The 22,529-nt window shown below is 44.4% G+C and carries 22 protein-coding genes and 1 pseudogene; 6 read left to right on the top strand and 17 right to left on the bottom strand.

Annotation, left to right across the window (positions count from 1 at the left end):
- Positions 1-101: 101 nt before the first annotated feature.
- Positions 102-641, bottom strand: a complete 540-nt coding sequence (locus ACQ86K_RS31265; RefSeq protein ID WP_431199382.1) for a hypothetical protein — start codon at positions 639-641, stop codon at positions 102-104.
- On the bottom strand, positions 620-1,225 hold the full coding sequence (locus tag ACQ86K_RS31260; protein WP_431199381.1) for a carboxypeptidase-like regulatory domain-containing protein: 606 nt from the start codon (positions 1,223-1,225) through the stop codon (positions 620-622). Before ACQ86K_RS31260 ends, ACQ86K_RS31265 begins: the two co-directional genes overlap by 22 nt.
- 437 nt (positions 1,226-1,662) lie before the next feature.
- On the opposite strand from ACQ86K_RS31260, the gene ACQ86K_RS31255 reads away from it, so the two are divergent.
- On the top strand, positions 1,663-1,935 hold the full coding sequence (locus ACQ86K_RS31255) for a hypothetical protein (RefSeq protein ID WP_091174755.1): 273 nt from the start codon (positions 1,663-1,665) through the stop codon (positions 1,933-1,935).
- 135 nt (positions 1,936-2,070) lie between these two features.
- Here the strand turns inward: ACQ86K_RS31255 and ACQ86K_RS31250 are convergent, their stop codons facing one another.
- The 4 genes from ACQ86K_RS31250 to ACQ86K_RS31235 all read right to left on the bottom strand — a co-directional run bounded on the left by ACQ86K_RS31250 (position 2,071) and on the right by ACQ86K_RS31235 (position 5,931).
- Entirely contained in the window at positions 2,071-3,732 is a 1,662-nt protein-coding gene (locus ACQ86K_RS31250; RefSeq protein WP_431199380.1) for a zinc-dependent metalloprotease, read from the bottom strand.
- An 89-nt stretch (positions 3,733-3,821) separates the two neighbouring features.
- Positions 3,822-4,712: a DUF5117 domain-containing protein gene (locus ACQ86K_RS31245; RefSeq protein ID WP_431199379.1), complete on the bottom strand. Its 891-nt coding sequence runs from the start codon at positions 4,710-4,712 to the stop codon at positions 3,822-3,824.
- Positions 4,713-4,807: 95 nt separating this feature from the next.
- Positions 4,808-5,626 (bottom strand): PDZ domain-containing protein, encoded by an 819-nt coding sequence (locus tag ACQ86K_RS31240; protein ID WP_431199378.1) that lies wholly within the window; start codon positions 5,624-5,626, stop codon positions 4,808-4,810.
- The gene (locus tag ACQ86K_RS31235; protein ID WP_431199377.1) at positions 5,575-5,931 is read right to left on the bottom strand and encodes an aspartyl protease family protein; all 357 of its coding nucleotides are present in this window, start codon (positions 5,929-5,931) and stop codon (positions 5,575-5,577) included. Before ACQ86K_RS31235 ends, ACQ86K_RS31240 begins: the two co-directional genes overlap by 52 nt.
- A gap of 184 nt (positions 5,932-6,115) precedes the next feature.
- Here ACQ86K_RS31235 and ACQ86K_RS31230 point away from each other — a divergent pair, with 184 nt between their 5' ends.
- Entirely contained in the window at positions 6,116-7,441 is a 1,326-nt protein-coding gene (locus ACQ86K_RS31230) for a D-alanyl-D-alanine carboxypeptidase/D-alanyl-D-alanine-endopeptidase (protein WP_091174747.1), read from the top strand.
- Between the two features lie 122 nt (positions 7,442-7,563).
- Here the strand turns inward: ACQ86K_RS31230 and efp are convergent, their stop codons facing one another.
- The 6 genes from efp to ACQ86K_RS31200 all read right to left on the bottom strand — a co-directional run bounded on the left by efp (position 7,564) and on the right by ACQ86K_RS31200 (position 14,041).
- Entirely contained in the window at positions 7,564-8,127 is a 564-nt protein-coding gene (efp, locus tag ACQ86K_RS31225; protein WP_090532660.1) for an elongation factor P, read from the bottom strand.
- Between the two features lie 220 nt (positions 8,128-8,347).
- Complete coding sequence (locus tag ACQ86K_RS31220; protein ID WP_091174743.1) at positions 8,348-8,968, bottom strand: ABC transporter ATP-binding protein; 621 nt, start codon at positions 8,966-8,968, stop codon at positions 8,348-8,350.
- A gap of 136 nt (positions 8,969-9,104) precedes the next feature.
- Positions 9,105-9,890: an acyl-ACP--UDP-N-acetylglucosamine O-acyltransferase gene (gene lpxA, locus ACQ86K_RS31215; RefSeq protein WP_090532656.1), complete on the bottom strand. Its 786-nt coding sequence runs from the start codon at positions 9,888-9,890 to the stop codon at positions 9,105-9,107.
- Positions 9,887-11,293 carry a bifunctional UDP-3-O-[3-hydroxymyristoyl] N-acetylglucosamine deacetylase/3-hydroxyacyl-ACP dehydratase gene (locus tag ACQ86K_RS31210; protein WP_091174740.1) on the bottom strand — a complete coding sequence of 469 codons (1,407 nt, stop codon included), beginning with the start codon at positions 11,291-11,293 and terminating at the stop codon, positions 9,887-9,889. Before ACQ86K_RS31210 ends, lpxA begins: the two co-directional genes overlap by 4 nt.
- Positions 11,294-11,349: 56 nt before the next feature.
- Positions 11,350-12,363 (bottom strand): UDP-3-O-(3-hydroxymyristoyl)glucosamine N-acyltransferase, encoded by a 1,014-nt coding sequence (lpxD, locus tag ACQ86K_RS31205; RefSeq protein ID WP_431199376.1) that lies wholly within the window; start codon positions 12,361-12,363, stop codon positions 11,350-11,352.
- A 445-nt stretch (positions 12,364-12,808) separates the two neighbouring features.
- Entirely contained in the window at positions 12,809-14,041 is a 1,233-nt protein-coding gene (locus tag ACQ86K_RS31200) for an HD domain-containing protein (RefSeq protein WP_091174736.1), read from the bottom strand.
- 262 nt (positions 14,042-14,303) lie between these two features.
- Here ACQ86K_RS31200 and ACQ86K_RS31195 point away from each other — a divergent pair, with 262 nt between their 5' ends.
- Entirely contained in the window at positions 14,304-15,857 is a 1,554-nt protein-coding gene (locus ACQ86K_RS31195; RefSeq protein ID WP_091174733.1) for a bifunctional response regulator/alkaline phosphatase family protein, read from the top strand.
- A gap of 146 nt (positions 15,858-16,003) precedes the next feature.
- Here the strand turns inward: ACQ86K_RS31195 and ACQ86K_RS31190 are convergent, their stop codons facing one another.
- The 5 genes and pseudogenes from ACQ86K_RS31190 to ACQ86K_RS31170 form a co-directional block, all read right to left on the bottom strand.
- Positions 16,004-16,771, bottom strand: a complete 768-nt coding sequence (locus tag ACQ86K_RS31190) for an exodeoxyribonuclease III (protein WP_091174730.1) — start codon at positions 16,769-16,771, stop codon at positions 16,004-16,006.
- A 188-nt stretch (positions 16,772-16,959) separates the two neighbouring features.
- Positions 16,960-17,262, bottom strand: a complete 303-nt coding sequence (locus ACQ86K_RS31185) for a peptidylprolyl isomerase (protein WP_431199375.1) — start codon at positions 17,260-17,262, stop codon at positions 16,960-16,962.
- Between the two features lie 95 nt (positions 17,263-17,357).
- Positions 17,358-17,669, bottom strand: a pseudogene (locus ACQ86K_RS31180) (peptidylprolyl isomerase); the annotation flags it as partial.
- 161 nt (positions 17,670-17,830) lie between these two features.
- Positions 17,831-18,721: an IS1595 family transposase gene (locus ACQ86K_RS31175; protein ID WP_189549506.1), complete on the bottom strand. Its 891-nt coding sequence runs from the start codon at positions 18,719-18,721 to the stop codon at positions 17,831-17,833.
- Positions 18,722-18,905: 184 nt separating this feature from the next.
- Positions 18,906-19,256: a hypothetical protein gene (locus ACQ86K_RS31170; protein WP_091176622.1), complete on the bottom strand. Its 351-nt coding sequence runs from the start codon at positions 19,254-19,256 to the stop codon at positions 18,906-18,908.
- A 359-nt stretch (positions 19,257-19,615) separates the two neighbouring features.
- Here ACQ86K_RS31170 and ACQ86K_RS31165 point away from each other — a divergent pair, with 359 nt between their 5' ends.
- The 3 genes from ACQ86K_RS31165 (at position 19,616) to ACQ86K_RS31155 (ending at position 22,264) form a co-directional block, all read left to right on the top strand.
- Positions 19,616-19,870 (top strand): hypothetical protein, encoded by a 255-nt coding sequence (locus tag ACQ86K_RS31165; RefSeq protein WP_431199374.1) that lies wholly within the window; start codon positions 19,616-19,618, stop codon positions 19,868-19,870.
- 73 nt (positions 19,871-19,943) lie between these two features.
- Positions 19,944-21,437 carry a TonB-dependent receptor gene (locus ACQ86K_RS31160; RefSeq protein ID WP_431199373.1) on the top strand — a complete coding sequence of 498 codons (1,494 nt, stop codon included), beginning with the start codon at positions 19,944-19,946 and terminating at the stop codon, positions 21,435-21,437.
- 8 nt (positions 21,438-21,445) lie between these two features.
- Positions 21,446-22,264 carry a TonB-dependent receptor gene (locus ACQ86K_RS31155; RefSeq protein WP_431199372.1) on the top strand — a complete coding sequence of 273 codons (819 nt, stop codon included), beginning with the start codon at positions 21,446-21,448 and terminating at the stop codon, positions 22,262-22,264.
- Positions 22,265-22,529 lie beyond the last annotated feature (265 nt).

The following is a 22,529-nucleotide window of genomic DNA, read 5'->3' as shown; positions in this document are numbered from 1 at the left end:
CGGTACAACTTTTAAGTAATTAATGGTATCGGGTTTCCACTCGAGGTTAAAATTAAAACGATGGTTAATAGGATTATCTGTTTGATCGCTTTTTTGCGTACTTATACTTGGTGACTGAACGTTGTTGGTTTGGATAGATGAGCTAATGGTGTTGGTAGTATTATCAGTATAGCTGTAACTTCCGTAAACAGAGAGTGTTTTACCCCACTGATCGCGGAAGTTGGCACCAATGGCGTGCGCGTTGGTGATGCCGTTTGCGCTGGTTGTTGAGCTGCTTGAGCCACGCAATGCATTGCCCCTGCCGCCACCGCCTCCCCCGAAACCACCTCCCCACCTCCGGTGGCGCTGCCATAGGTAAATGTATTTACGTTGGTATTGTTAATAGTTCCCAATACGGCTATCTGCTGTTCATTATTGAAGTTAAAAAATTTCAGATCGCCTATATAGCGGTTGGCATTGGTTATGCCCGGGGCTTTGGGTAAAAAATCTTCGCCATCGCCGGCAGTAGCCTGCCCAAAATAACCGTGGTTTTTGTCTTTACGAATGGTGATGTTCAGGATCTTGTCCGGTTCGCCGGTTTTGATGCCGGTAAGGTTAGCCTGGTCGCCGTAGTCGTCAATTACCTGGATACTTTCAACCACATCGGCAGGCAGGTTCTTGGTTGCTGTTTTAACATCACCCCCAAAAAATCCTTTCCGTTAACCCTTACTTTGGTCACCGATTTGCCCTGTGCGGTTACGTTGCCGTCTTTATCTACATCAACGCCGGGCAGTTTCTTTAACACGTCTTCAACAGGAGCATTTTCGCGTACAGGATATGCGCTTACTTTATATTCGGTAGTATCCTCTTTTAATATCACCGGGTTAACACCTACGATGGTAACCTGGTTAAGCATATTGGTTTCGGTTTTTAAAACTATCGGGCCAAGGTCAACCGGTTGGCTCCCGGCATCAAGCGAGTAATGTTTTTTTATTGCGGTGAAACCGATTGACGAAATGGTAAGGGTTAGTTTGTTGCCCTTTACTACCGGGAACGAAAACTTACCGGCTGCATCGGCAATAGCGATGGTGCTATCACCGGCATTTGAAACCAGCTTAACGCTACTTCCGGGTAAGGAAAGCTTAGTGGAATCAACGACAGTTCCCTTTACCTCCCGCCCCGTTTGAGCGTTGGAACCAAAGGCAAATAACAGGGTAAAACTTAAAATAAGAAATAGGGGTTTCATAAACGTTTTTTCGGCGTGCAATTATTGTTTTTGTGTGTATATAGACGCAATTGAACTGCAAATGTTCAACTTAAAATTTGCTAAAAGCCTAATCAATATATTATTGTTACACATTAGGCCTGTAATTGCTTATCAATCATATTATTGTTACAAATTATTACGCAAAAAAGGCCGGGGTCTCCGGCCTTGTGGTTGTTATAAAGATCAGTCAGTCAATTATAAGCGGCGGGGAGTGCTCAATGAGCTACGTTTGGATGTTTTTAGGTTTATTACGAATATGTGAATAATTAGTTTCAATATTTGTTGCAGCAAATACCAAATAATGCTATTGATGCGTTAATAATCCACACAAGAAATAAACTATTGTTTAAAATGAATTTATATGATAGTAACATTGTGGCATGAAATTTCGTTATACTTAAACCAAACATTAACCTATGAACAATATTGGAAACTCGCTGCATTCAAAAGTGCACAAATGGATCGATACGATCGGTTTTAGGCTGAATACATCGCAAACAAATAGTAAAAGCCATGTTACAACCAACCATTATTTTTTTGAAACCTTTAATTTTTTCGAAAAATCGAAGAAAAACAGGCCCGAGTTAACAAAATTTTTATGTTTTGATGCTTACGGCGAAAAAATAAACGTGAAGTCGCTGCTTGATTTGCAGGTTGCTTTCTTTGAAAATATAAGCCAGCTTAAATAGGCAAAGGGCTTTTCACACCCTGCCTTATAATTGTTTTAAGTCATCAGCGTTTTGTTTAAATAAATCCATAAAATAAAAATCCCACCCTACAAATAGGGCAGGATTTTAAGAAGGATTTTTAAGGGGTGTGCCAGATTAGTTTTCAACATTGGTGCGTGGCCAGCAGTTCATACTTCCTGTTTTTTCATTCAGTATATCCTGGTTGGGGGTGTTTATACCCCTAATCATTCCCCCTGCAATATTTACAACCGGCCTTGTTGGATTAAGGGCTTCCTTTATCCTGAGGTGAAGGTCGGCATAATGAGCTGCGGTTATTGCATCGCCGCCTTTTGGCAGGCCGGTATCAATTTTCTTTAATTCGGCACGTACCATGGGCCTGATGTCAGACAATGCGATGTTGATTGGAGTAAAGCCCCAGCTTGCCAGCTGCGCACTTGATACACCAGGGAACGCGAAGCTTGCATCTGTATTTAACAGGTTCTTCAGGTTTTCGATATAGCCCCTTTGCAGGTTGCGCTGATAGCCGTCGGGTTTGGTTGTGCCGAATATGCCTGTATGTAAATCGGTTAATAACTGCGCAACGGTATAGGCATTAGCGCCGTTTTTGGCCTCATTGTCATACATCCGCGCCAGCCTTGAAGGGTTTAACTCATTGCCTAGCAATGAAACCTGCATGGCTTTAATACGGTTTATCATAACACCGTTATCAAACTTAGCCAATTCGGCTTTGTTAATTAGCCATAACGGGGTTGTGTATAATTGCTGGTTTAAAAACAAAGCGGCTTCGCGCTGGCGTTCTTTGTTCACAAAATCATAAACCGCACCTTTTTGATCATATGTTTTAAAGTTTTCGTTCATGCCGCCAATGTTGGTGGTAACATGCCCCATGTAACGGTAATACTGACCTAAAACTTCATTATATAATTCATTAAGATCGGCATAGTCCTCATCTTTTTTGTACGACCATTTTTCGAGGTTTGGCAAAATCCGTTTCAGGTTGGCAATACCATAGGCGCTGGCCTTCATGGCATTATCACCCAAATCTTCATTTTGCAGGCGGGGATCGATAGTGGTGCCCTGGCGGCCGAAATAATAAACCGGGTTGCCGGCATTCTTGTTGGTCCACACGGCTAATGTTTCCTTTTCCTGCTCCGGCGTTTTATTGCCCGCGAACCAGGTATAACCCCATTTTATCGCCCAGTTATCGTACTCGCCAATTTGCGGATACAGGTGCGTAACGCCATCGCCGGGTTGGGCTATGTAGTTAAAGCGGGCATAATCCATAATGGAAGGTGCGGTACCATGTGTATCGGTGAAGGTTTTTGAGCGTAGTGAATCAACAGGGTAAGCGTAGCTTGAGCCAAAGTTGTGTGGCAAACCTAAAGTATGACCAACTTCATGCGATGATACGAAACGGATCAGCTCGCCCATTTGATCGTCAGCAAATTGTGCGTGGCGGGCTTTGGGGTTTACCGCTGCTGTTTGGATCAGGTACCAATCGCGCAATAGCTGCATCACGTTGTGGTACCAGCCAACATGGCTTTCCAGGATCTCGCCGCTGCGCGGATCGGCCACGTGGGGGCCATAAGCGTTTTCTACATCCGATGCAAAATACCTGATCACGCTGTAGCGGGCATCTTCGGTGCTAAATTGTGGGTCCTGTTTTGCCGTTGGGGCTTCTTTAGCGGTTATGGCATTTTTAAAACCGGCAGCTTCAAACGCTTTTTGCCAGTCGTTTACGCCCTGTATTAAATAAGTTACCCACTTTTTAGGTGTAGCCGGATCAATATAAAACACAATTTGCTTTTTGGGTTCAACCAGCTCGCCTTTGGCATAAGCAATGGGGTCTTTAGGCTCTAACCTCCAGCGGTGAATATAGGCTGTTACTAAGGCTTTTTGAGCATTGGTGCCATAATCTGTTTGGCGCTGGCCAAAAAGCCCACGCGCGGGTCCATAATCCGGGCTTTCATCGGGACTTTGGGCAGTAAAAGCATGGAGGTGTTCAACTCAAATGTAATGGCTGCATTACTGTTGTCAGTTGGCGACTCGCCGGCGCGGTAGGTTTTTAGTGTGCGCGCCTCAATATTTATCGGGAAGCTTTTAATGGTGTCGATATAGGAACGAGAGTTATCAACCCCCATGGTTTTATAAGCCTTTTTGATATCATCAGATAAACCAATAGCGGCAATATCGCCATTGTAAAAATCTGTAACATCAATTAAAACGCCGGTAGTGTCTTTGTTAAAGGCTTTTACCTCAAAGGAGGCCAGTATAGCATCAAGGTTTGAGTTTTTAACCGATTGGTACATATCGCTGGTGCTATCGGCACGTAACGAATAGCTGGGCACCCGGATAAATACCTGCTTATCGTGCTTTTCCCATTTCCAAACCTGGTTGTTAATTTCTTCGCCGCCATATTGCTGGCCAAATGTTTTGAGGCCGCCCGGTGTTTTTACAAAACGGGTAACCACCAGCATTTCGCGGTTAATTAATGAATCGGGTATTTCGTAGTAATATTTGCCATCAACTTTATAAGTATTAAAAAGGCCGCTATCAGCCTTTGTTTTAGCGGGAATAAGGTCGCTAAACTTTTTAATACCTTCCTTTTTGGGGGTTCCGGTTGTTGCTGTCGCAACGGTTCCGCCTGGTGTGGTAATGGTTTTTAGGGTAAGGCTTGGGTTTGCAGCTTGCTTCCTGGCAGCGCAAGAGCCCGCCAAAACCGCAAGTGCCAATACTGAGCCGCGTAAATAAATACCCGGCAACGGATGTTTTTTCATTTATTAAAAATAGTTTAAACCGTAAACTTATATAAAAAACAGGTTTTTTTAGCTGCAAAGTGTTTTATCAATAATAATTTTACAGGTATTACTAATTATATCCTGCGTTTTAATGTCAGTACAACTTTATCAACCCGTTTGTCATGGTACACCTCAAGCAGCAGGCTTCTATCATCCTTTGATTTGAGTATTTCATCAATATCCTGGAGGTTCATTTTTGAAACGGGTTTAAAATTTACCGATATGATCTCGTCGTCGCGCTCAAGGCCAATTTCATCGGCTGCCGAACCGGGCTCTACGCGGCTGATAACAATCTTGTCGAGGTGGTCGCCTGCGGCATAATACTCAAGGCCGCTCATGTCATGCTCAAACGGATCGTTATAGGTTGGGCCGGGTTTTAAATACATGGCACTATCCGGATAATCAAGAATAACGGTAAATCGCTTTAAGATCCCAACGCCAAGGTTTCCATCGCGCTTCACCGACAGATTGATTTGGTTATTGCTATCATCAGGAAATGAAGCTATTACTCTTTTCATCCTGAATTTACCTAAACTGAATTCGTCCATCCGGCTTATAAAGCCGTTTATTGGTCCGTTTAAGCCAATGCCGAGGTTGGCCGAAGCAATAAATTTTTGCGGAAGGCCATAGGTTTTGATATAACGTTCAATTGATACCGGGTGCCCTGCGCCAAGGTCAACAACCAGCTTTGTATTAATGGGTGCTACGCCTGGCATTATAACCCGCGCATCCACATAGGCTTTCCTGTCTTCGACAGACAGGGGGATCTTATTCGCTTTTCTGAAGGGTTTGAGGTCTTTGGGCCTGCAAACGGTAACTACGCTGTCCTGGAAACTGATCTTTACGGCCAGGTTGTTAAAAAACTCGTAGCCCAGTAACCCATGAATGGGCATGCCTGCGTAACCCGAAAGGTTAAAGAGATCTTTTTTAATATGGCAGCCGCAACATCATAGCTAACCAGTCCCGGTATGGCAACATCTAAGGTTGAGGTTACATAAGCTTCAGAATCCTCCCCTTCGCCAAGTCCCGGGATTTTTAATGTACGTTTATTAGGAATACTGATAGAATCGGCTAATTTAGGATCGGTTATGATCATGAGACCTACGCCGGTATCCAATATAAAGTTAAAGGGCCCTTTGTTGTTGATCTTAAGTTGAATGATCATCAGGTTCCGTTCCAGTTTAAACGGGATATTCACCTTTTTTTATGCACATCAAGATCAAAGTACTGGGCCCGGGCTGTGGTTGTAAGGCAAAATGTTAACACAAATGCCAGCCACAATGCTCCCGGATGGCGTATTTTATAATATAACTTGTGTAACAAAGTGGTTATAGTTGGTATATTAAATTTACGAGATTTATTTGTTAAAAAATTATTTTATTATGCGAAAGTCAACAATTTCATTTCTGTTAATTGTTTGTGTTTTATCCCTTTGTCGTGATATTGTTTATGCCCATTCCATAAAAAAACGAAAGGTTAAAAAGCTTTTTAAGCATTCGCAGATTGTTAATGATCACTTTACCGGTTTCGCCCTTTATGATTTGGACGAGCATAAAATGATATATGAATTAAACGCCGATAAATACTTTACCCCGGCATCCAATACCAAGCTTTTTACTTTTTACACCTGTTTGAAAATGCTTGGCGATTCTATCCCGGCATTGCGTTATCAAACCCGCGGAGATTCGCTGATATTTTGGGGTACCGGCGACCCTTCTTTCCTGCACAGCGATTTGAAAGGAGTAAATGGGCTTAACTTTTTGAAGAGTAGCAGTAAACACCTTTTTTATTCGCCCGGTAACTATACAGGTGAGTTTTTTGGTGCAGGATGGGGCTGGGACGATTACAATGATTATTATCAGGCCGAAATAACCGCCCTGCCTATTGAAGATAACGTTGCCCGGCTTTACGCAGATAATGACGGTAACATGCAGGTAAGGCCCCAATATCTAAAACGGTTTTTAAATGCCGATATTAATTATCGCCCGGCACAGTTTAAAGTTAAGCGCGATTTTATCAGCAATAACTTTGTGTACCCTGCCGGGGTGATCCCCCCAAATTATAAACAGGAAATCCCATGGAAAACAAGCCTGCAGCTTACCATGGCCCTGCTGCAGGATACACTCAAAAAGCAGGTGTCCTTATTGCAGGAACCAATGGCTGCGGATGCGCGGGTTATTTATAATACCAATGCCGATTCCGTTTACCGGCGGATGCTGCAGCCGAGCGATAATTTTATTGCCGAACAATTGCTGCTGGTGTGCTCGTCGGTAAAGTTTAATACCCTCAGTACTGATTCGGTGATCAATTACTCAAAAACACATTTTTTGAATGACTTGCCCGATGTGCCGCAATGGGTTGATGGCTCGGGATTGTCGCGGTATAATTTGTTTACCCCCAGAGACCTTGTAGCCCTGCTGCTCAAAATTCAGGACGAGGTGAAAGATGAAAACCTGTTACATAGCATGATGCCGATAGGCGGCGTAGCGGGTACAATTAAAAGCGCCTATAAAACCGATAACGGGCATCCTTTTGTTTGGGCAAAAACCGGATCGTTAAGCAACAATCATAACCAAAGCGGCTACATAGTTACCCGCAAAGGCAAACGCCTGGCTTTTGCATTCATGAACAATAATTTTACCCGGCCAACCCGCGAAGTAAGAGATGAGATGGTTAGGATAATGACGTATATACATGATAAGTTTTAATCCCTCTATAATGATCCCGAAACAAGTACGACATGAGCGGGGCTAAAACCAGGAAGAGGTTTCGTGAAAACGAAACCTCTTCCTGGTTTATATCTGTTTCCTACCCTTTGAGGGCCGGTGGATTAACCTTTTACACGCTCAACGTAAGCGCCGGTAGCGGTATCAACTTTAACTTTATCGCCAATGTTGATGAATAACGGTACACGGATCTCCGCGCCGGTTTCAACGGTGGCATTTTTCAAAGCACCGCTTGAAGTATCACCTTTAACGGCTGGCTCGGTGTAAGTGATTTCCAGCTCGGCCGAGCCCGGTATAGAACCCATGATGGGCTCGTCGCTTTCGAAGGCAACAATTACGTTCATGCCTTCTTTCAAAAATTTAACTGCCGGGCCAAATAATGCCTTTGGTACGTTATGCTGATCGTATGTAGTGTTGTCCATTACTACTAATGAATCACCTTCGTCATACAGGTATTGATAATCATTGGTTTCAACGCGGGCTATGTCAACCTCTTCATCGGTACGGAAACGGTATTCAACCAGTTTACCTGATTTAACGTTGCGCATACGGGCCTGGTAAAACGCGCGTAAGTTGCCCGGGGTACGGTGTAAAAACTCCTCAACCTGAACTAATTCGCCGTTGAAGCGAAGTACATTTCCATTTTTAACATCTGATGCCTTAGCCATAAAATAATATTGAGGCGCAAACTTAGGAATTTGATTTGAGATTTGAGACGTTAGATTTGAGATTTTCTACTCTGCAGCCACATTTAAAGGGTTATGTATAAAACAGATATGAGATATCAGACGTGAGATTTGAGCTTTTTCAATCCTTTGTACATTCACAATATCTATGAATAGATATCCGATTTGCATTGTCTCAAATCTCAAATCTAACGTCTCACATCTAACTTTTATAATCCACAATGCTTAACCTGTGATTACAGAAGCCATACTCATGCTCCTGATTGGAGCATACTATGGTAAGCCGGCCTTCGGCGAATTGTTGTACGAGGCTTAGGTACCAATCAACGCCCTGAGTATCGAGGTTGGAGGTGGGCTCATCGAGCATAAGCATGGGCGTATCTGCACAAAAAGCAAGGGCCAGCTTAAGGCGCTGTTTCATGCCCGATGAAAAGTATTTGATAAGCTTATTGGCACTTTTAGGGAGGTTAAGCAGCGCGATAACCGTTTCTTTATCTATACCCGGTTTAAAGCTTTTAAATTTAAAATGAAAGTCGACCATCTCGCTCATGGTAAACTCTTCTATCAGCTCAAGATAGGGAGCAGCCAGGCTTAAATGAGTAAAAACGGTATCTATTTCAACCGGTTTTCCTTCGTTAGCAAATTCAATTTTACCTGTAGAAGGCGAAAGGCTCCCATTTAAAACCTGCAGTAAGGTTGATTTCCCGGAACCGTTTGGGCCAAGGATAGCATATGACTCGCCGGAAGTAAAGGTATAATCCACTCCCCTGAAAATCCAGTCGCGGTTAAAGCGGCGGCCGATGTCTTTGAGGGTGATGGTCATTTTTTTAGTCGATAGTCAATAGTCCATGGTCCATAGTCGATAGTCCATAGCCGTTTTGCGTTAATGAATGCAGGGCCACGGCAATTGTTTCGGAAATCCATGGACTATCGACTATGGACCATGGACTTCCAGCCATTTAGGTATTCCCAAACCCTTTCATGATACCGCGTTGTGAGTTTTGCAGGAAGTTGATGATCTCATCGCGTTCTACACTGGGGGTAAACTCGGCCTCGATGATATCAAGCGCTTTGGTTACATTATATTTTTTGAGGAATATGATCCGGTAGATCTCCTGGATTTCGGCTATTGTAGCAGCCGAAAATCCCCTGCGGCGCAAGCCTACAGAGTTGATACCTACATATGATAGCGGTTCGCGACCAGCCTTGGTAAACGGGGGAACGTCTTTACGTACCAATGAACCGCCCGAGATCATGCTATGCGCGCCGATTTCAACAAACTGGTGCACGGCAGATGAGCCGCCGATGAAAGCGTAATCATAAACCGTAATGTGGCCTGCCAATTGCACGGCGTTGGCAACAATTACGTTATCGCCAATAACACAATCATGCGCTACGTGTACATAAGCCATCAGCAGGCAGTTGCTGCCAATGGTGGTGGTATTTTTATCAAGGGCGGTACCGCGGTTAAGGGTAACACACTCACGTATAGTGGTGTTGTCGCCAATGGTTACGGTGCTTTGCTCGCCTTTATATTTTAAATCCTGCGGCGGGGCGGATACAACCGCGCCGGGGAATATCCGGCAATTTTTACCTATGCGGGCGCCATCCATAATTACGGAGTTGGAGCCGATCCAGGTACCTTCGCCAATTTCAACATCCTTATGGATGGTAACGAATGGTTCAATTACCACGTTATCGGCAATTTTGGCCTGTGGATGGATGTATGCTAATGGCTGGATCATGCTTCAGATTCTTTTACTTTTACAATTTGAGCCATCAGTTCGGCCTCAACAACAACACGGTCGCCCACCATGCCTATACCTTTCATGGTAGCTATGCCGCGGCGGATGGGGGCAATCAGGTCGCAAATATAAATAATGGTATCGCCGGGAACTACTTTGCTTTTAAAGCGGGCGTTCTCGATTTTCAGGAACAGGGTAAGGTAGTTTTGCGGATCGGGAACCGTGTTTAACACCAGGATGCCGCCGGTTTGCACCATACCCTCAATTTGTAATACACCGGGGAAGATTGGCGCGCCGGGGAAATGGCCTTTAAAAAACTCCTCGTTAATGGTTACGTTTTTACACCCTACAACGTGGCTTTTAGTAAGCTCCAGGATCTTGTCGATCATCAGGAAAGGCTGACGGTGAGGCAGCATGCCCATAATTTCCACCGTATCAAAAACCGGTTTGGCGTTCAGGTCATAAGTTTTTACCTGCTTACGGCTTTTTTCCTTTTTGATGAGCGCTTTGATCTTTTTAGCAAAGGCAACGTTAGCCGCATGGCCTGGCCTTGCGGCCATGATGTGCCCTTTAAGCGGCACGCCAACCAGCGCCAAATCGCCTATCATATCCAACAGTTTGTGGCGTGCCGGCTCGTTTTGGTGGCGAAGTTCAATATTATTTAAAATGCCCTGCGGGGCAACATTGATATCCTTGCGGTTAAACAGCTTGGCCAGGTGATCAAGTTCTTCCTGGTCAACATCTTTATCAACAACCACGATGGCATTGTTCAGATCGCCGCCTTTAATCAGGTCATGCTTTAGCAACATTTCCAGCTCGTGCAAAAAGCAGAAGGTACGGCATGAAGCAATTTCTTTTTTAAACTCGCCAATAGTTGAGATACTGGCATGCTGGCTGCCCAGCACCTGCGAGTTATAATCGACCATACAGGTAAAACGGTAATCATCCAAAGGCATGGCAACCATTTCAACCTTACGCTCAGGTTCAGAGTAGTGAATGTTATAGGGAATATGATAGTATTCGCGGTCGGCATCCTGTTCAACCAGCCCAACTTCGGTTATTACATCAACAAACTGTATCGAGCTGCCATCCATAATGGGAGTTTCGGGGCCATCAAGATCAATCAGCAGGTTATCAACTTCAAGCCCAACCAAAGCGGCCAGCACGTGCTCAACAGTATTTACTGTAGCACCGTTCTGGCTTATAGATGTTCCGCGTGAGGTATCACTCACGTTATCAACATCGGCATCAATAATTGGCGCACCGGGAATATCAATCCTCCTGAATTTATAACCGTGGTTTTCAGGGGCGGGATTAAAGGTCATTGTAACGCTTTGTCCGGTGTGTAAGCCTGTTCCTGATACCGAAACCGGCGCTTTAATAGTTCTTTGTTTAACGTTCATATTTAAATTTACAGGCTAAGGCTATTCGCTTACGTTGCCTTTACGTAGTTCTTCAATTAATTTTTCAAGCTCGTACACCTTGCGGTCAAGCTCCGGCAGCTTTCGCAGCTTAGCGTGGGCACGAAGGTAATCTTTATATGGCATATATGGAGAGCCCCCCATGCCTTACCTTCTTCTGTTATAGAGCCGTTTATCCCCGTCTGGGCCGAAAACTGCGATCCGTTAGCAATATTGAGGTGACCGGCAAAACCAACCTGGCCGCCAATTACAACCCTTTCGCCAATTTTGGTACTGCCCGAAATGCCCGACTGTGCTGCAATTACAGTATGCGCACCAATTTCCACATTGTGGGCTATCTGGATCAGGTTGTCAATTTTCGCGCCTTTGCGCACTATGGTCGAACCCATGGTTGCCCTGTCGATAGTAGTATTTGAACCCACTTCAACGTCGTCTTCCAATATTACGTTACCAATCTGTGCAATTTTGGTGTAAGTACCATCGGGGTTAGGGGCAAAGCCAAAGCCATCACTGCCTATTACCGCTCCTGAATGCACTATCACATTGTTGCCAATAACGCAATCAAAGTAAACTGTAGCCCCTGCAAACAGTGTTACATTATTGCCAAGGGTTGCATTATCGCCAACATTAACGTTTGGATAGATCTTACAATTATCGCCGATGCTTGCATTTTGGCCGATATAGGCAAACGCGCCGATATAAACGCCCGCCCCTACCTGTGCTGTGGGATGGATAAAGCTTGGCTGTTCAATTCCTTTTTTATCAAGCCTGAAAGTGTTGTACTTGTCAAGCAGGACAGTGAACGCGCTGTAAGCGTTTTCAACCCTGATCAGTGTAGCTTTTACGGGCTCCGTTAACTGCTGATCATTATTAACAATAACAATGGAGGCGTTGGTAGTATACAGAAACTGCTCATACTTAGGGTTGGCCAAAAAAGAAAGGCTGCCGGCTCCGGCTTCCTCTATCTTGGCAAGCTGGCTAACAGTTGCCGAAGGATCGCCTTCTACAGTTCCGTTGAGCAGTAAACTTATATCATGAGCGGTAAATTGCATCGGGCAAATTTAAATGTTAAAATTGAAGCAACAAATTATTAATGAGTTATGAACACGCGTTAAAAAGTTTTGACTGTCAACGCGTTTTATTTTTCACCATTTCTTCATTTGTCGCAGATGTATATCGGTTTCGTTTTGCTATTTGTTAAAATCCAAAGTACGACGCCATTGTTTTATCGCTCTCTTAAATAGGGGCGTTGCCTGCGGCCGGGCTTTCCGTTCCAAGTCCTCGCTTGCCCAACCCGTAATTCCAACCCTCACTGCGGGCTTTACACTACAATTCCTAACGCGGCCAGTGCACATTTCCGGCATTTATCCACAATGCCTTTTTATGTAGAGACGCATAATTGCGTCTCCTTTAGGACAGATCGCTTTGCCAATCTCGAACTGCCGTAACCTGCATGCGGGAGACGCAATTATGCGTCTCTACAGTGAAAACCGCCTGTTAATTCAACAACTCCTTATTATAACACAGGATATATTTTTTCACCGTTTTGGCCAAAGCTACCAGGTTTGAGTTGTCGCTGGCGGCGGCAATATCCTTTACCTCGCCATTCTTCATTAATATACCAATGTTGCCATCGTTTTGGTTATAAGCGTTGTTGCGGATAGATGTGGTAAACACAAAGTAGGCCGCAGCATCTTCATAACTAACGCCATACTTTTCCATCGCCTTTTGGCGGAGGCTTTCAACAAAAGCTTCATCGGGGCATTCATTGGTAATATCAACCCTGAAAAGGTTACGCTGCACCAGGTTTTTGCAAAGATGAGAAAGTACCAGGTCGGGATGATATGCCCACACTTTTACCGATGCCATAATATCGGTATCATCCAAACATGCAAAAGTTTCCAGGTGATGGTCCTCGTTCATGAAAGCATCCCGGCTGATGCGGTTCTTTAAAAAATGCAGCAGGGCCGGAGTAGCAAATAGTTCCTTACCCTGCGAAATCAGTTCGCGGCCGCGCCTGAAGATCTTGGTTAACACCTCCTCGCCCGCTATCACTGTTTTATGCAGGTAAACCTGCCAGTACATCAGACGGCGGGCAATCAAAAATTTCTCTATCGAGTAAATGCCTTTTTCGTCAACAACCACATGATCGTCTTTAACATTGAGCATCTTAATGATGCGCTCGGAACTGATCACCCCTTCGGATACACCGGTGAAGAAACTGTCGCGATTAAGGTAATCCAGCCTGTCCATATCCAGCTGACTGGATACCAGTTGATGTAAAAACTTACGCGGATAGGTATCATTAAAAATATCAATGGCCATGGTAAGCTTACCCTCAAACCGGGCATTAAGCTTATTCATCAGCATTGATGAAATATCTTCATGGGCAATGCCATCAATAATGGTATTTTCCAAAGCGTGAGAAAATGGGCCGTGGCCAATATCATGCAATAATATGGCAATGGTAACCGCTTCTTCCTCTTCGGCAGAGATCTGGTGGCCTTTGCTTCGCAATGTTTCAAGCGCGGTATCCATCAGGTACATGGAGCCCAAAGCATGATGAAAACGGGTGTGCAGTGCGCCGGGATAAACCAGGTGCGTCATGCCCAGTTGCTTGATATAGCGTAACCGCTGAAAGTACGGATGGGATATGAGGTCAAAGATCAGTTCGGTTGGGATACTGATAAAACCGTAAACCGGGTCGTTAATTATTTTCTTTTTATTCAATGCTGCTTATGTAAGTGCAAAAATGTAAAACAAAGGTAAAATAAGCGCGACAGGTTTGTTAAATTTTGTTAATACCTTTACTGAATAACAACAAAAGCATCTATTTGGGGTTTACTGTCTGAATCAGAATTCATAGAATTTTAGGATTCACAGAATTTAATGGTAAAAAATTGATATTTGAAAAGCATTTAACCTTATACCGGATCATTCTGAAAGTTTTTAAATTCTGAAAATTCTGATTCAGAAATTTAATATACATATTATGCAAGACACCACCATTTTATGGGCCGATGACGAAATTGACCTGCTAAGACCACATATACTTTTCCTGGGCGAAAAGGGCTATAAAGTAACCACTGTTACCAATGGCTACGACGCCGTCGACTCTTTTAAGAACAATTATTTCGACCTGGTTTTCCTGGATGAGAACATGCCCGGCCTTACCGGCCTGGAAACTCTGCAGCAGATCAAGAACATCAACAATGATGTGCCCATTGTGCTGATCACCAAAAATGAGGAAGAGTACCTGATGGAAGATGCCATCGGTTCAAAAATAGACGACTACCTGATTAAGCCGGTACACCCTAAGCAAATCCTGCTTACTATAAAAAAACTGACCGAAAACAAACGCCTCGTTACCGAAAAAACCACCATGGCCTACCAGATGGATTTCCGTACACTGGGCATGACCCTTAACGAAAACCTGAGCCACCAGGAATGGGTTGACGTTTACAAGAAACTGATCTACTGGGAGCTTGAGCTGGAAAAGCTGGAAGATGCCGGCATGCACGAGATCCTGACGCTGCAAAAGGCAGAAGCAAATATGCAGTTTTGCAAGTTTGTGGAGCGCAACTACCTTAACTGGATCAAAAACCCGGACCTGGCGCCAATCTCATCGCCGCAGTTATTTAAAAAGAAGGTATTCCCTAAGCTGGATGGCAAAGGGCCTTTGTTTTTTATATTGATAGATAACCTGCGGTATGATCAGTTTAAGATCATTAACCCAATTATTTCCGAATATTTCAGACTGGAGGAAGAGGACACTTATTATAGTATCCTGCCAACAGCTACGCAATACGCCCGTAATTCCATTTTTTCGGGGCTGATGCCTTTGGATATGGAGCGCCGCTATCCATCTATGTGGCAAAACGACGAGGATGAAGGCGGCAAGAACTTGTACGAAGCCGAGTTTTTAGCCGACCACCTGAAACGTGTGCTGCGAAAGGATTGCAAACACTCATACCATAAGATCCTGAATATTGACGAAGGCCGCGCGCTGAATGAGTCGGTGAATAACCTCATGAACAACGAGCTTAACGTGGTGGTATATAACTTTGTGGATATGCTTTCGCATGCCCGTACAGATATGCAGATGATCCGCGAGCTGGCAAGTGATGATGCTGCTTACCGTTCATTAACCCTGTCGTGGTTTGAGCACTCCCCGTTGTTCGACCTGCTGAAATATCTCGCACAAAAACAGGTACGTGTTATCATTACTACCGATCATGGTACCATCCGCGTAAAAAACCCGAGCAAAATTGTGGGCGACAGGAACACTAACACCAACCTGCGCTATAAACAAGGCAAAAACCTTAACTATAATGCCAAGGAGGTTTTCCATATCCGCAACCCGCATGATGCCATGCTGCCAAGGCTGCACATTAGCTCAAGCTTTGTTTTTGCCAAGGAAGACAGCTATTTCGTATACCCGAACAACTACAACCACTTTGTGAATTTCTATAATGAAACTTTCCAGCACGGAGGGATCTCGTTAGAGGAAATGATAGTACCGGTGGTTACTTACGGGCCTAAGTAAACCCATTAATGTCATTGCGAGCGTAGCGCGGCAATCGCGTAGCTATACAGGGCGTATATGCTTCCGTGCGATTGCCGCGCTACGCTCGCAATGACATTTTTTTAATATTTCTTAAAGTCTCCCCTTCAGGGGAGATTTAGAGGGGCTTAAAACTCCAATTCCAGCAATACCGGGCAATGATCGGAGTGCTTGGCCTCCGGCAATATGGCCGCGCGGCGGATCTTATCTTCAAGCGGGGTGCTGGCCATGGCGTAATCAATACGCCAGCCTAAGTTTTTACCGCGTGATCCGGCGCGGAAGCTCCACCAGGTATAATTATGCGGTTCTTTGTTCAGGTGGCGGAAGGTATCTATAAATCCGCCTTCAATAAAGTTCTCCATCCATTCACGTTCCTCCGGTAAAAAGCCCGATGAGTTGGCGTTTGATTTTGGATTGTGAATATCAATAGGGCGGTGACAAATGTTATAGTCGCCGCAAACCACCAGGTTAGGGCGCTCCACTTTAAGCAGGGTAAGGTACTTGCCAAACTCATCTAAAAAACGGTATTTAAAAACCTGCCGGTCGTCACCGCTTGAACCCGATGGAAAATAAACGCTCATCACCGAAACCTCATCAAAGTCAACTCGGATGCAGCGCCCTTCACGATCAAAGTCAGGAATACCACAGCCGTACTCAATATGCTTGGGCAATATTTTGGTAAAAATGGCTGTTCCGCTGTAGCCTTTCTTTTCGGCCGGGAACCAGTAGTGCTGATAGCCCATCTGATCTACCAAACCCAGATCAGTCAATACATCTGGCGTGGCTTTAATCTCCTGCAAACAAACAACATCGGCGTCAGTAGCTTGCAGCCAGGCCAGCCAACCCTTGTTTATTGCCGAACGGATACCATTAACGTTATATGTAAGTATTTTCATTTGAGATTTCGGATGTTCGATTTCGGAATTAACTGCGATTTAAAATCACGAAATTACAACAAAATTGTCATTTCGATAGAGCAGAGACGGGGTCTTAGCGACGGGGCGAAAGAGAAACCTTATACGCCCAGTATAGTTTAATTTGCATGGCGTATAAGATTTCTCCCTTCGGTCGAAAAGACAACTTTTTATTTTTTTGCGGGAAAAAGAATAGCATCCAACTGCCTGCATTCCTTTTTGCTTAGCAACTCAACCGTCATAGGCACATCAGCATTGGGACGATCATTGGCATCCTTTTTTACGGCAGCAATCCTATCAACTATATCAATCCCTGAAACAACCTCGCCAAAAACGGTATAATTTTGATCAAGGTGTGGCGAACCGCCGACTGATTTATACCATTCCCGCTGCCATGCCGGGATCTTGCGGCCTTTAAGCCGGGTATTTTCCAGTGTATCCAGTTTGCCGTCGGTAAAGCGTTTGCCTTCCACAATATAAAACTGGCAGCCGCTCGACTCTTTTTGGGATTATCATCACGGGCGGCAGCAAGTACGCCGCGTTTATGAAACAAGCTGTCGCGAAATTCGGCCGGGAGGGTATAACCCACATCGCCATTGCCCAGTTCAGCGCCGGGTTTTGCTTTTACCGGGTCTTTTGAATCCGGGTCGCCGCCCTGGATCATGAAATTCTGGATCACGCGGTGAAACAGCGTACCATTATAAAATCCCTTTTTGGTTAGTTTGATAAAGTTATCGCGGTGCAAAGGCGTTTCATTATACAGGCGAAGGATACAATCGCCATAAACCGTATGGATACGCACATACTGATTTTTAGGCGGCCCGGCAAACGCGGCTGTAAAGGTTAATAAAAGAATGCTTAGGGTAAAAAGTTTCTTCATGTATGGCCGTTGATTGTTTTCGATTTCGCTGATTGCGTTGATTTTTTTATTGATGAAGATAGATTATTTGTTCCGAATCTTCTAATTCCCTCCTCGGGATCAATTAAAGGGGTAAAAAGCTGGGAAATGTGCGATTCCCCTCTTGAGAGAGTAATAGCCCATCAAGAGGCAGTAGCCATTTTGTTAATTAAAAAGTTAAACACCTGGTTATTGCCTCTATTGTTATATTTAAATGTGAACTCATTCAGGTATGATTGCAAATGTCTGAGCGATACTTTATGGTATTGACCATATATCCCCCGTTTTAACAATGTCCAAAAGCCCTCAATCGTATTGGTGTGATACTCTCCCCGGGCATACTCTTCTTTTTCCTTGTTTAATACCTGATGTTCACGGAATATTTTATTTAAACCGGCATATCCACCAAAGCCGTCCGTTACAATAGTAGCATCTGTGCTCACTGATTGTTCAACAATGGGTTTGAGCGTTTTCCCATGTGCCTTATCTATGACCTGAAGCTTTAGACGGCCATCCCGCTCCAATAACCCAATCACGGGCTGTTTATCCTGCATGCCGGTGACCTGCAAATTATTATCGCGCCTTTCCTGCCGCTTTTTCTTTGAGTGATTGGCTTTTTTACCACCTAAATAAGTCTCATCTACCTCAACAATACCCTTAAACAAACCGCCATCCCCGCCGTCCCGCATGGCTTCCCGTATCCGCATCTGCAAATACCAGCCTGTCTTACGATTGCATCCCAGATCCCTGCTTAACTGACGTGCAGATAACCCCTTTTTCGCATTCAGCATTAATGAAATAGCCAAAAACCATTGCGGCAAAGGAAGTTTGGTGCCCTCGAAAACAGTGCCGACCAAAACGCTATAGCTGCGGTTACAGCTATTGCAAATATGCCGTTGGCTTTCCTGGCGCTTGCTGCTCCGTTTGCTGTTGCAATACGGGCATTCTGGCAATCCTTGCCATCTTAATCCTTCAAGATAGTCTATGCAACTGGACTGATCTGGAAAACGCTTAATCGTCTCTATGATATTCATTATCATAAATATACAAATTATTCCTGCCTTTTCATGGGCTATTACTCTTGAGAGGGGGCGGAGGGGTGTGTTTATGCTTTGATAAGCCAATCGCAGAAACACACCCCTGCTATCGCTCTTCCCTCCGCGCCCCCTCTCAAGAGGGGAATTATAAAGCCCTGTTATCAACCCAATAAACCACTCACTATTCTGCCCCATCCATCTCCTCAAAGTAATTTACAATGAGCGATTTCATCATCATTTCCTGTTCAAGCAGGGTATAGTTCGGGATTACTTTTACGCGTTTCCAGTGTGGCCAGCCATCCTGGTCAAGGCCTTCAAGCTCGTAAAAACCCATCATGCTCATTAAGCGGCAGGTTGCGATATGCATCAGCTCTTCCTTTTGGCGCTTGCTGAACTTACGCGGCCCCTGGCCCAGCTCCTGTACCCCGATCAAAAAAAGCATCACCTTTATATCGGGCTTTTCGTTATCAAAATCGTCAGCTATCCGCTGCTGCAGCACATCCCATTTTTTATTAATCTCAGCAGGTGTCATATTTGGCAAAGATAGATTAGTTCATGGTTCATAGTTGATGGTTCATAGTAAAAATCTGGCAAATGGCTTTTTCCTAACAAACGCCAAAGCCATGACCTATCATTTTATGTTAGTTCATGGTTCATAGATGATAGTTCATAGTAAAATGTGCAATGTGGCCTTTTTCTATCAAACACTAAACCATGAACCATCATCTATGAACTATAAACACCACATTATTGTTACAATGTTGCATTAATATTCTCGTTTTAATACTTATTTTTGCCGTATTCCGTTAAAGGGATGTTGACTGTGAAAAAAACCGCTTACATATTGTATTTGCGTGGCTGCTGCTTGTTTGCTTTGCGGCCGGGCAATATATGGTTTATTCGCACCAGCACGCGTTGATCAAGGGAATTACCAAACACAGCCATATGGCTGTTGGTCAGCAAACTGTTAAAGAAAAATGTTTGCTGTGCGATGCCATGCACCATACCGATGCTGTGGCCGTTAGCAACAGTTCATTTTTTATCCCTCTTGTAACTTCTGATCATTTTTTTAAACCCGGCGATTACAATTTTGTAAGCCTTGCGCTTATCCTTGCCGCCGGCCGCGCCCCTCCGGTTATTGCTTAAGGTTACCTTACTCTTTCCTCAAAACATAGCCGTTGTTAATAACGGTATTTATTGATTTTCTTAATCTTTTATCATGAAATTAAAGCTTATAAGCTTCATTATATTGCTGTTGGTGCAGGCTTCCGCATTTGCAGATGTTATTATTGTTAAAGGCCGAGTGGTCGACGCGCAATCAAAACAAACCTTACCGGGTGCTGTGATTACTATCCCCGAATTAAAAATATCTGCCATCACCGATCCTAATGGCGAGTTTTCCTTTAAATCATTACCCAACAGGGGCAGGTTCCTGTTCTCGATAGAATATGTGGGTTATAAATCCCTTACCAAAATAGTTGATCTTTCGGCCGGCACTCCGCTGGTTTTTGAATTGCAGTCGAGTATTATCGAAACCCACGAAGTGGTTATTACCGGCACAGCTATCAGCGCTAATAATAAACAAAACAGCACGTCAGTATCAGCTGTGGGGCGCGATGGCTTGTTAAGACAGTCAACCAACCTCATCGACGCACTTGCACACCAGGTGCCGGGCATGTCACAGATCACTACCGGCCCCTCTATTTCCAAACCGGTTATCCGCGGCTTAAGCTATAATCGTGTAGTTACTTTGAGCGACGGGGTTAAACAACAAGGGCAGCAATGGGGCGATGAACACGGTATTGAGATTGATCAATACAGCTCGGACAGAGTAGAGGTGCTTCGCGGGGCAGCTTCACTGCTATACGGATCAGACGCGCTGGGCGGTGTTATAAACCTGCTTGAACCACTTACCCCGCCCGACGGGCAGATCAAAGGTGAGTTTTTAACCAACTACTCCACCAACAACGGCCTAACCGGAACTTCATTGATGCTTACCGGTAACGAAAACGGACTGGTATGGCGTGCCCGCGGCAGCTACAAAAACGCCTACTCCTTTAAAACGCCAGACTACTATTTCCCTAACTCCGGTTTTAATGAAACCGACCTGAGCGGCATGATCGGTCTTAATAAATCGTGGGGTTACTCGCATATCAACCTTAGCTATTTTAAAAACAATATCGGTTTTTACGATCCGGAGCCTGCTAATGGTCTCAACTTTTTGCATGACGATGGCACACCGTTTACGCAGGATGAATATAAAAGCCGCACGCTTGAATACCCTAAACAGGATATCCGTCATTATAAAATAAACTGGGATAACAACTTCATTACCGAAGGGGGCAACCTGAAAGTGAACCTCGGCTACCAGAAAAACCAACGCCGCGAGCTCGACGGACCGGATCCTTCCCTATTCTTTGATTTGAATACGTACTCGGGCGATGTAAAATATTATGTTACCGAAGCAAACGGATGGCAACCTGTTTTTGGCGCGAGTTCGGACATCGGCCATAGTTTAAACAAAGGCTCGGAGTTTTTGATCCCGGCTTATGATACTTATGGCGTGGGCGCTTTCGCATACATCAAAAAAACCTGGGATAAAAACACCTTTAATGCCGGTATCAGGTACGATTATCGTAAAAACAAGGGCAAAGGCCTGGTTGAGGATGGCGAAGCCAAATTTACCCCTTTACCAACAAATTTTCGAACATAAGCGGAGCGTTGGGTTATACGCATGAGTTTAATGACAATTTGAATTTCAAGGCCAACGCCGGCTCGGCTTTCCGTGCGCCAAACCCGGCCGAACTTGGCTCCAACGGTGTACATGAAGGTACTTTCCGCTATGAAATAGGCAACCCTAACCTGGCGCCTGAAAGAAGTTACCAGGTTGACGCTACCATGCAATACGACGACAAAATTGTAAGTGCCAGTTTAGGGATCTATGAAAACTATATCCACAACTTTATTTATGCGTCGCACAAACAGGGGGATGTAGCACAGGCCGTAAACGGAGCCGGTAGCCCGAGCCAGTTTGATGTATACCGTTACAACCAGGTTAATGCTAACCTGTATGGCGTCGAAGGTAACTTTACCCTGCACCCGGTAAGCTTCATTCATTTTGAAAATACCTTTGGTTATACTTATGCCCGAAACAACACGCTCGACAGGCCGCTGGCGTTCATCCCTGCAGGTACGCTGAAAAATACGCTGCGTTTTGAGCCAACTATTAAAGGGGTGAAACAATCATACATTTCGGTAGGTATTGATAATTTCTTTAACCAGTACCGTTATGATTCCGCTTTTGAAACCGGCACCAAAGGCTACACGCTATTAAATGCCGGCCTGGGCACAACGGTTAACTTTGGCAAACAACCAGTTAAACTGTATGTATCGGGTAATAACCTGGCCAACATCAAGTACTACGACGCGCTTAGCCGTCTTAAGCCCGGTCGTATAAGTTCGGAAGATCCGGAATTTGGCATTTATAACATGGGGCGCAATATTACCTTCGGTATTTATTTGCCATTATCCATCAATTAATCATTAATGATATTTTATATAAAAAGTCCTGCTGCCCGGCGGGACTTTTTATTTTCCTGTAAGAGCGATAAGATGCAAGGGTTTTTTTAAAGCATTGACAGCTAATTTATAATTTAGGGATTTTGAGTATTTTTGGGCAAATAAAAAGATGTCGTGGGGAGTAATCACCGGGGAGTTCCTGAAAAACCGTGATGGCGTATTAGATAGGCTTTAGCGATGATGTGCGGGGGCAGCGTTAGTGATACTAGCGGATACCGGCCTTGTG

The sequence above is a fragment of the Mucilaginibacter sp. P19 genome (genome assembly GCF_050632265.1).
Lineage (GTDB): Bacteria > Bacteroidota > Bacteroidia > Sphingobacteriales > Sphingobacteriaceae > Mucilaginibacter > Mucilaginibacter gossypii.
This window is presented reverse-complemented; position numbering and strand designations above follow the sequence as displayed.

Excerpts from the sequence above, each read along its gene's own strand:
- ACQ86K_RS31260 (WP_431199381.1), bottom strand. The coding sequence starts at position 1,225 with ATGAAACCCCTATTTCTTATTTTAAGTTTTACCCTGTTATTTGCCTTT.
- ACQ86K_RS31255 (WP_091174755.1), top strand. The coding sequence starts at position 1,663 with ATGAACAATATTGGAAACTCGCTGCATTCAAAAGTGCACAAATGGATC.
- ACQ86K_RS31245 (WP_431199379.1), bottom strand. The coding sequence starts at position 4,712 with ATGAAAAAACATCCGTTGCCGGGTATTTATTTACGCGGCTCAGTATTG.
- ACQ86K_RS31240 (WP_431199378.1), bottom strand. The coding sequence starts at position 5,626 with ATGCCCATTCATGGGTTACTGGGCTACGAGTTTTTTAACAACCTGGCC.
- ACQ86K_RS31230 (WP_091174747.1), top strand. The coding sequence starts at position 6,116 with ATGCGAAAGTCAACAATTTCATTTCTGTTAATTGTTTGTGTTTTATCC.
- efp (WP_090532660.1), bottom strand. The coding sequence starts at position 8,127 with ATGGCTAAGGCATCAGATGTTAAAAATGGAAATGTACTTCGCTTCAAC.
- ACQ86K_RS31220 (WP_091174743.1), bottom strand. The coding sequence starts at position 8,968 with ATGACCATCACCCTCAAAGACATCGGCCGCCGCTTTAACCGCGACTGG.
- lpxA (WP_090532656.1), bottom strand. The coding sequence starts at position 9,890 with ATGATCCAGCCATTAGCATACATCCATCCACAGGCCAAAATTGCCGAT.
- ACQ86K_RS31210 (WP_091174740.1), bottom strand. The coding sequence starts at position 11,293 with ATGAACGTTAAACAAAGAACTATTAAAGCGCCGGTTTCGGTATCAGGA.
- lpxD (WP_431199376.1), bottom strand. The coding sequence starts at position 12,363 with ATGCAATTTACCGCTCATGATATAAGTTTACTGCTCAACGGAACTGTA.
- ACQ86K_RS31195 (WP_091174733.1), top strand. The coding sequence starts at position 14,304 with ATGCAAGACACCACCATTTTATGGGCCGATGACGAAATTGACCTGCTA.
- ACQ86K_RS31190 (WP_091174730.1), bottom strand. The coding sequence starts at position 16,771 with ATGAAAATACTTACATATAACGTTAATGGTATCCGTTCGGCAATAAAC.
- ACQ86K_RS31175 (WP_189549506.1), bottom strand. The coding sequence starts at position 18,721 with ATGAATATCATAGAGACGATTAAGCGTTTTCCAGATCAGTCCAGTTGC.
- ACQ86K_RS31170 (WP_091176622.1), bottom strand. The coding sequence starts at position 19,256 with ATGACACCTGCTGAGATTAATAAAAAATGGGATGTGCTGCAGCAGCGG.
- ACQ86K_RS31165 (WP_431199374.1), top strand. The coding sequence starts at position 19,616 with ATGGTTTATTCGCACCAGCACGCGTTGATCAAGGGAATTACCAAACAC.
- ACQ86K_RS31160 (WP_431199373.1), top strand. The coding sequence starts at position 19,944 with ATGAAATTAAAGCTTATAAGCTTCATTATATTGCTGTTGGTGCAGGCT.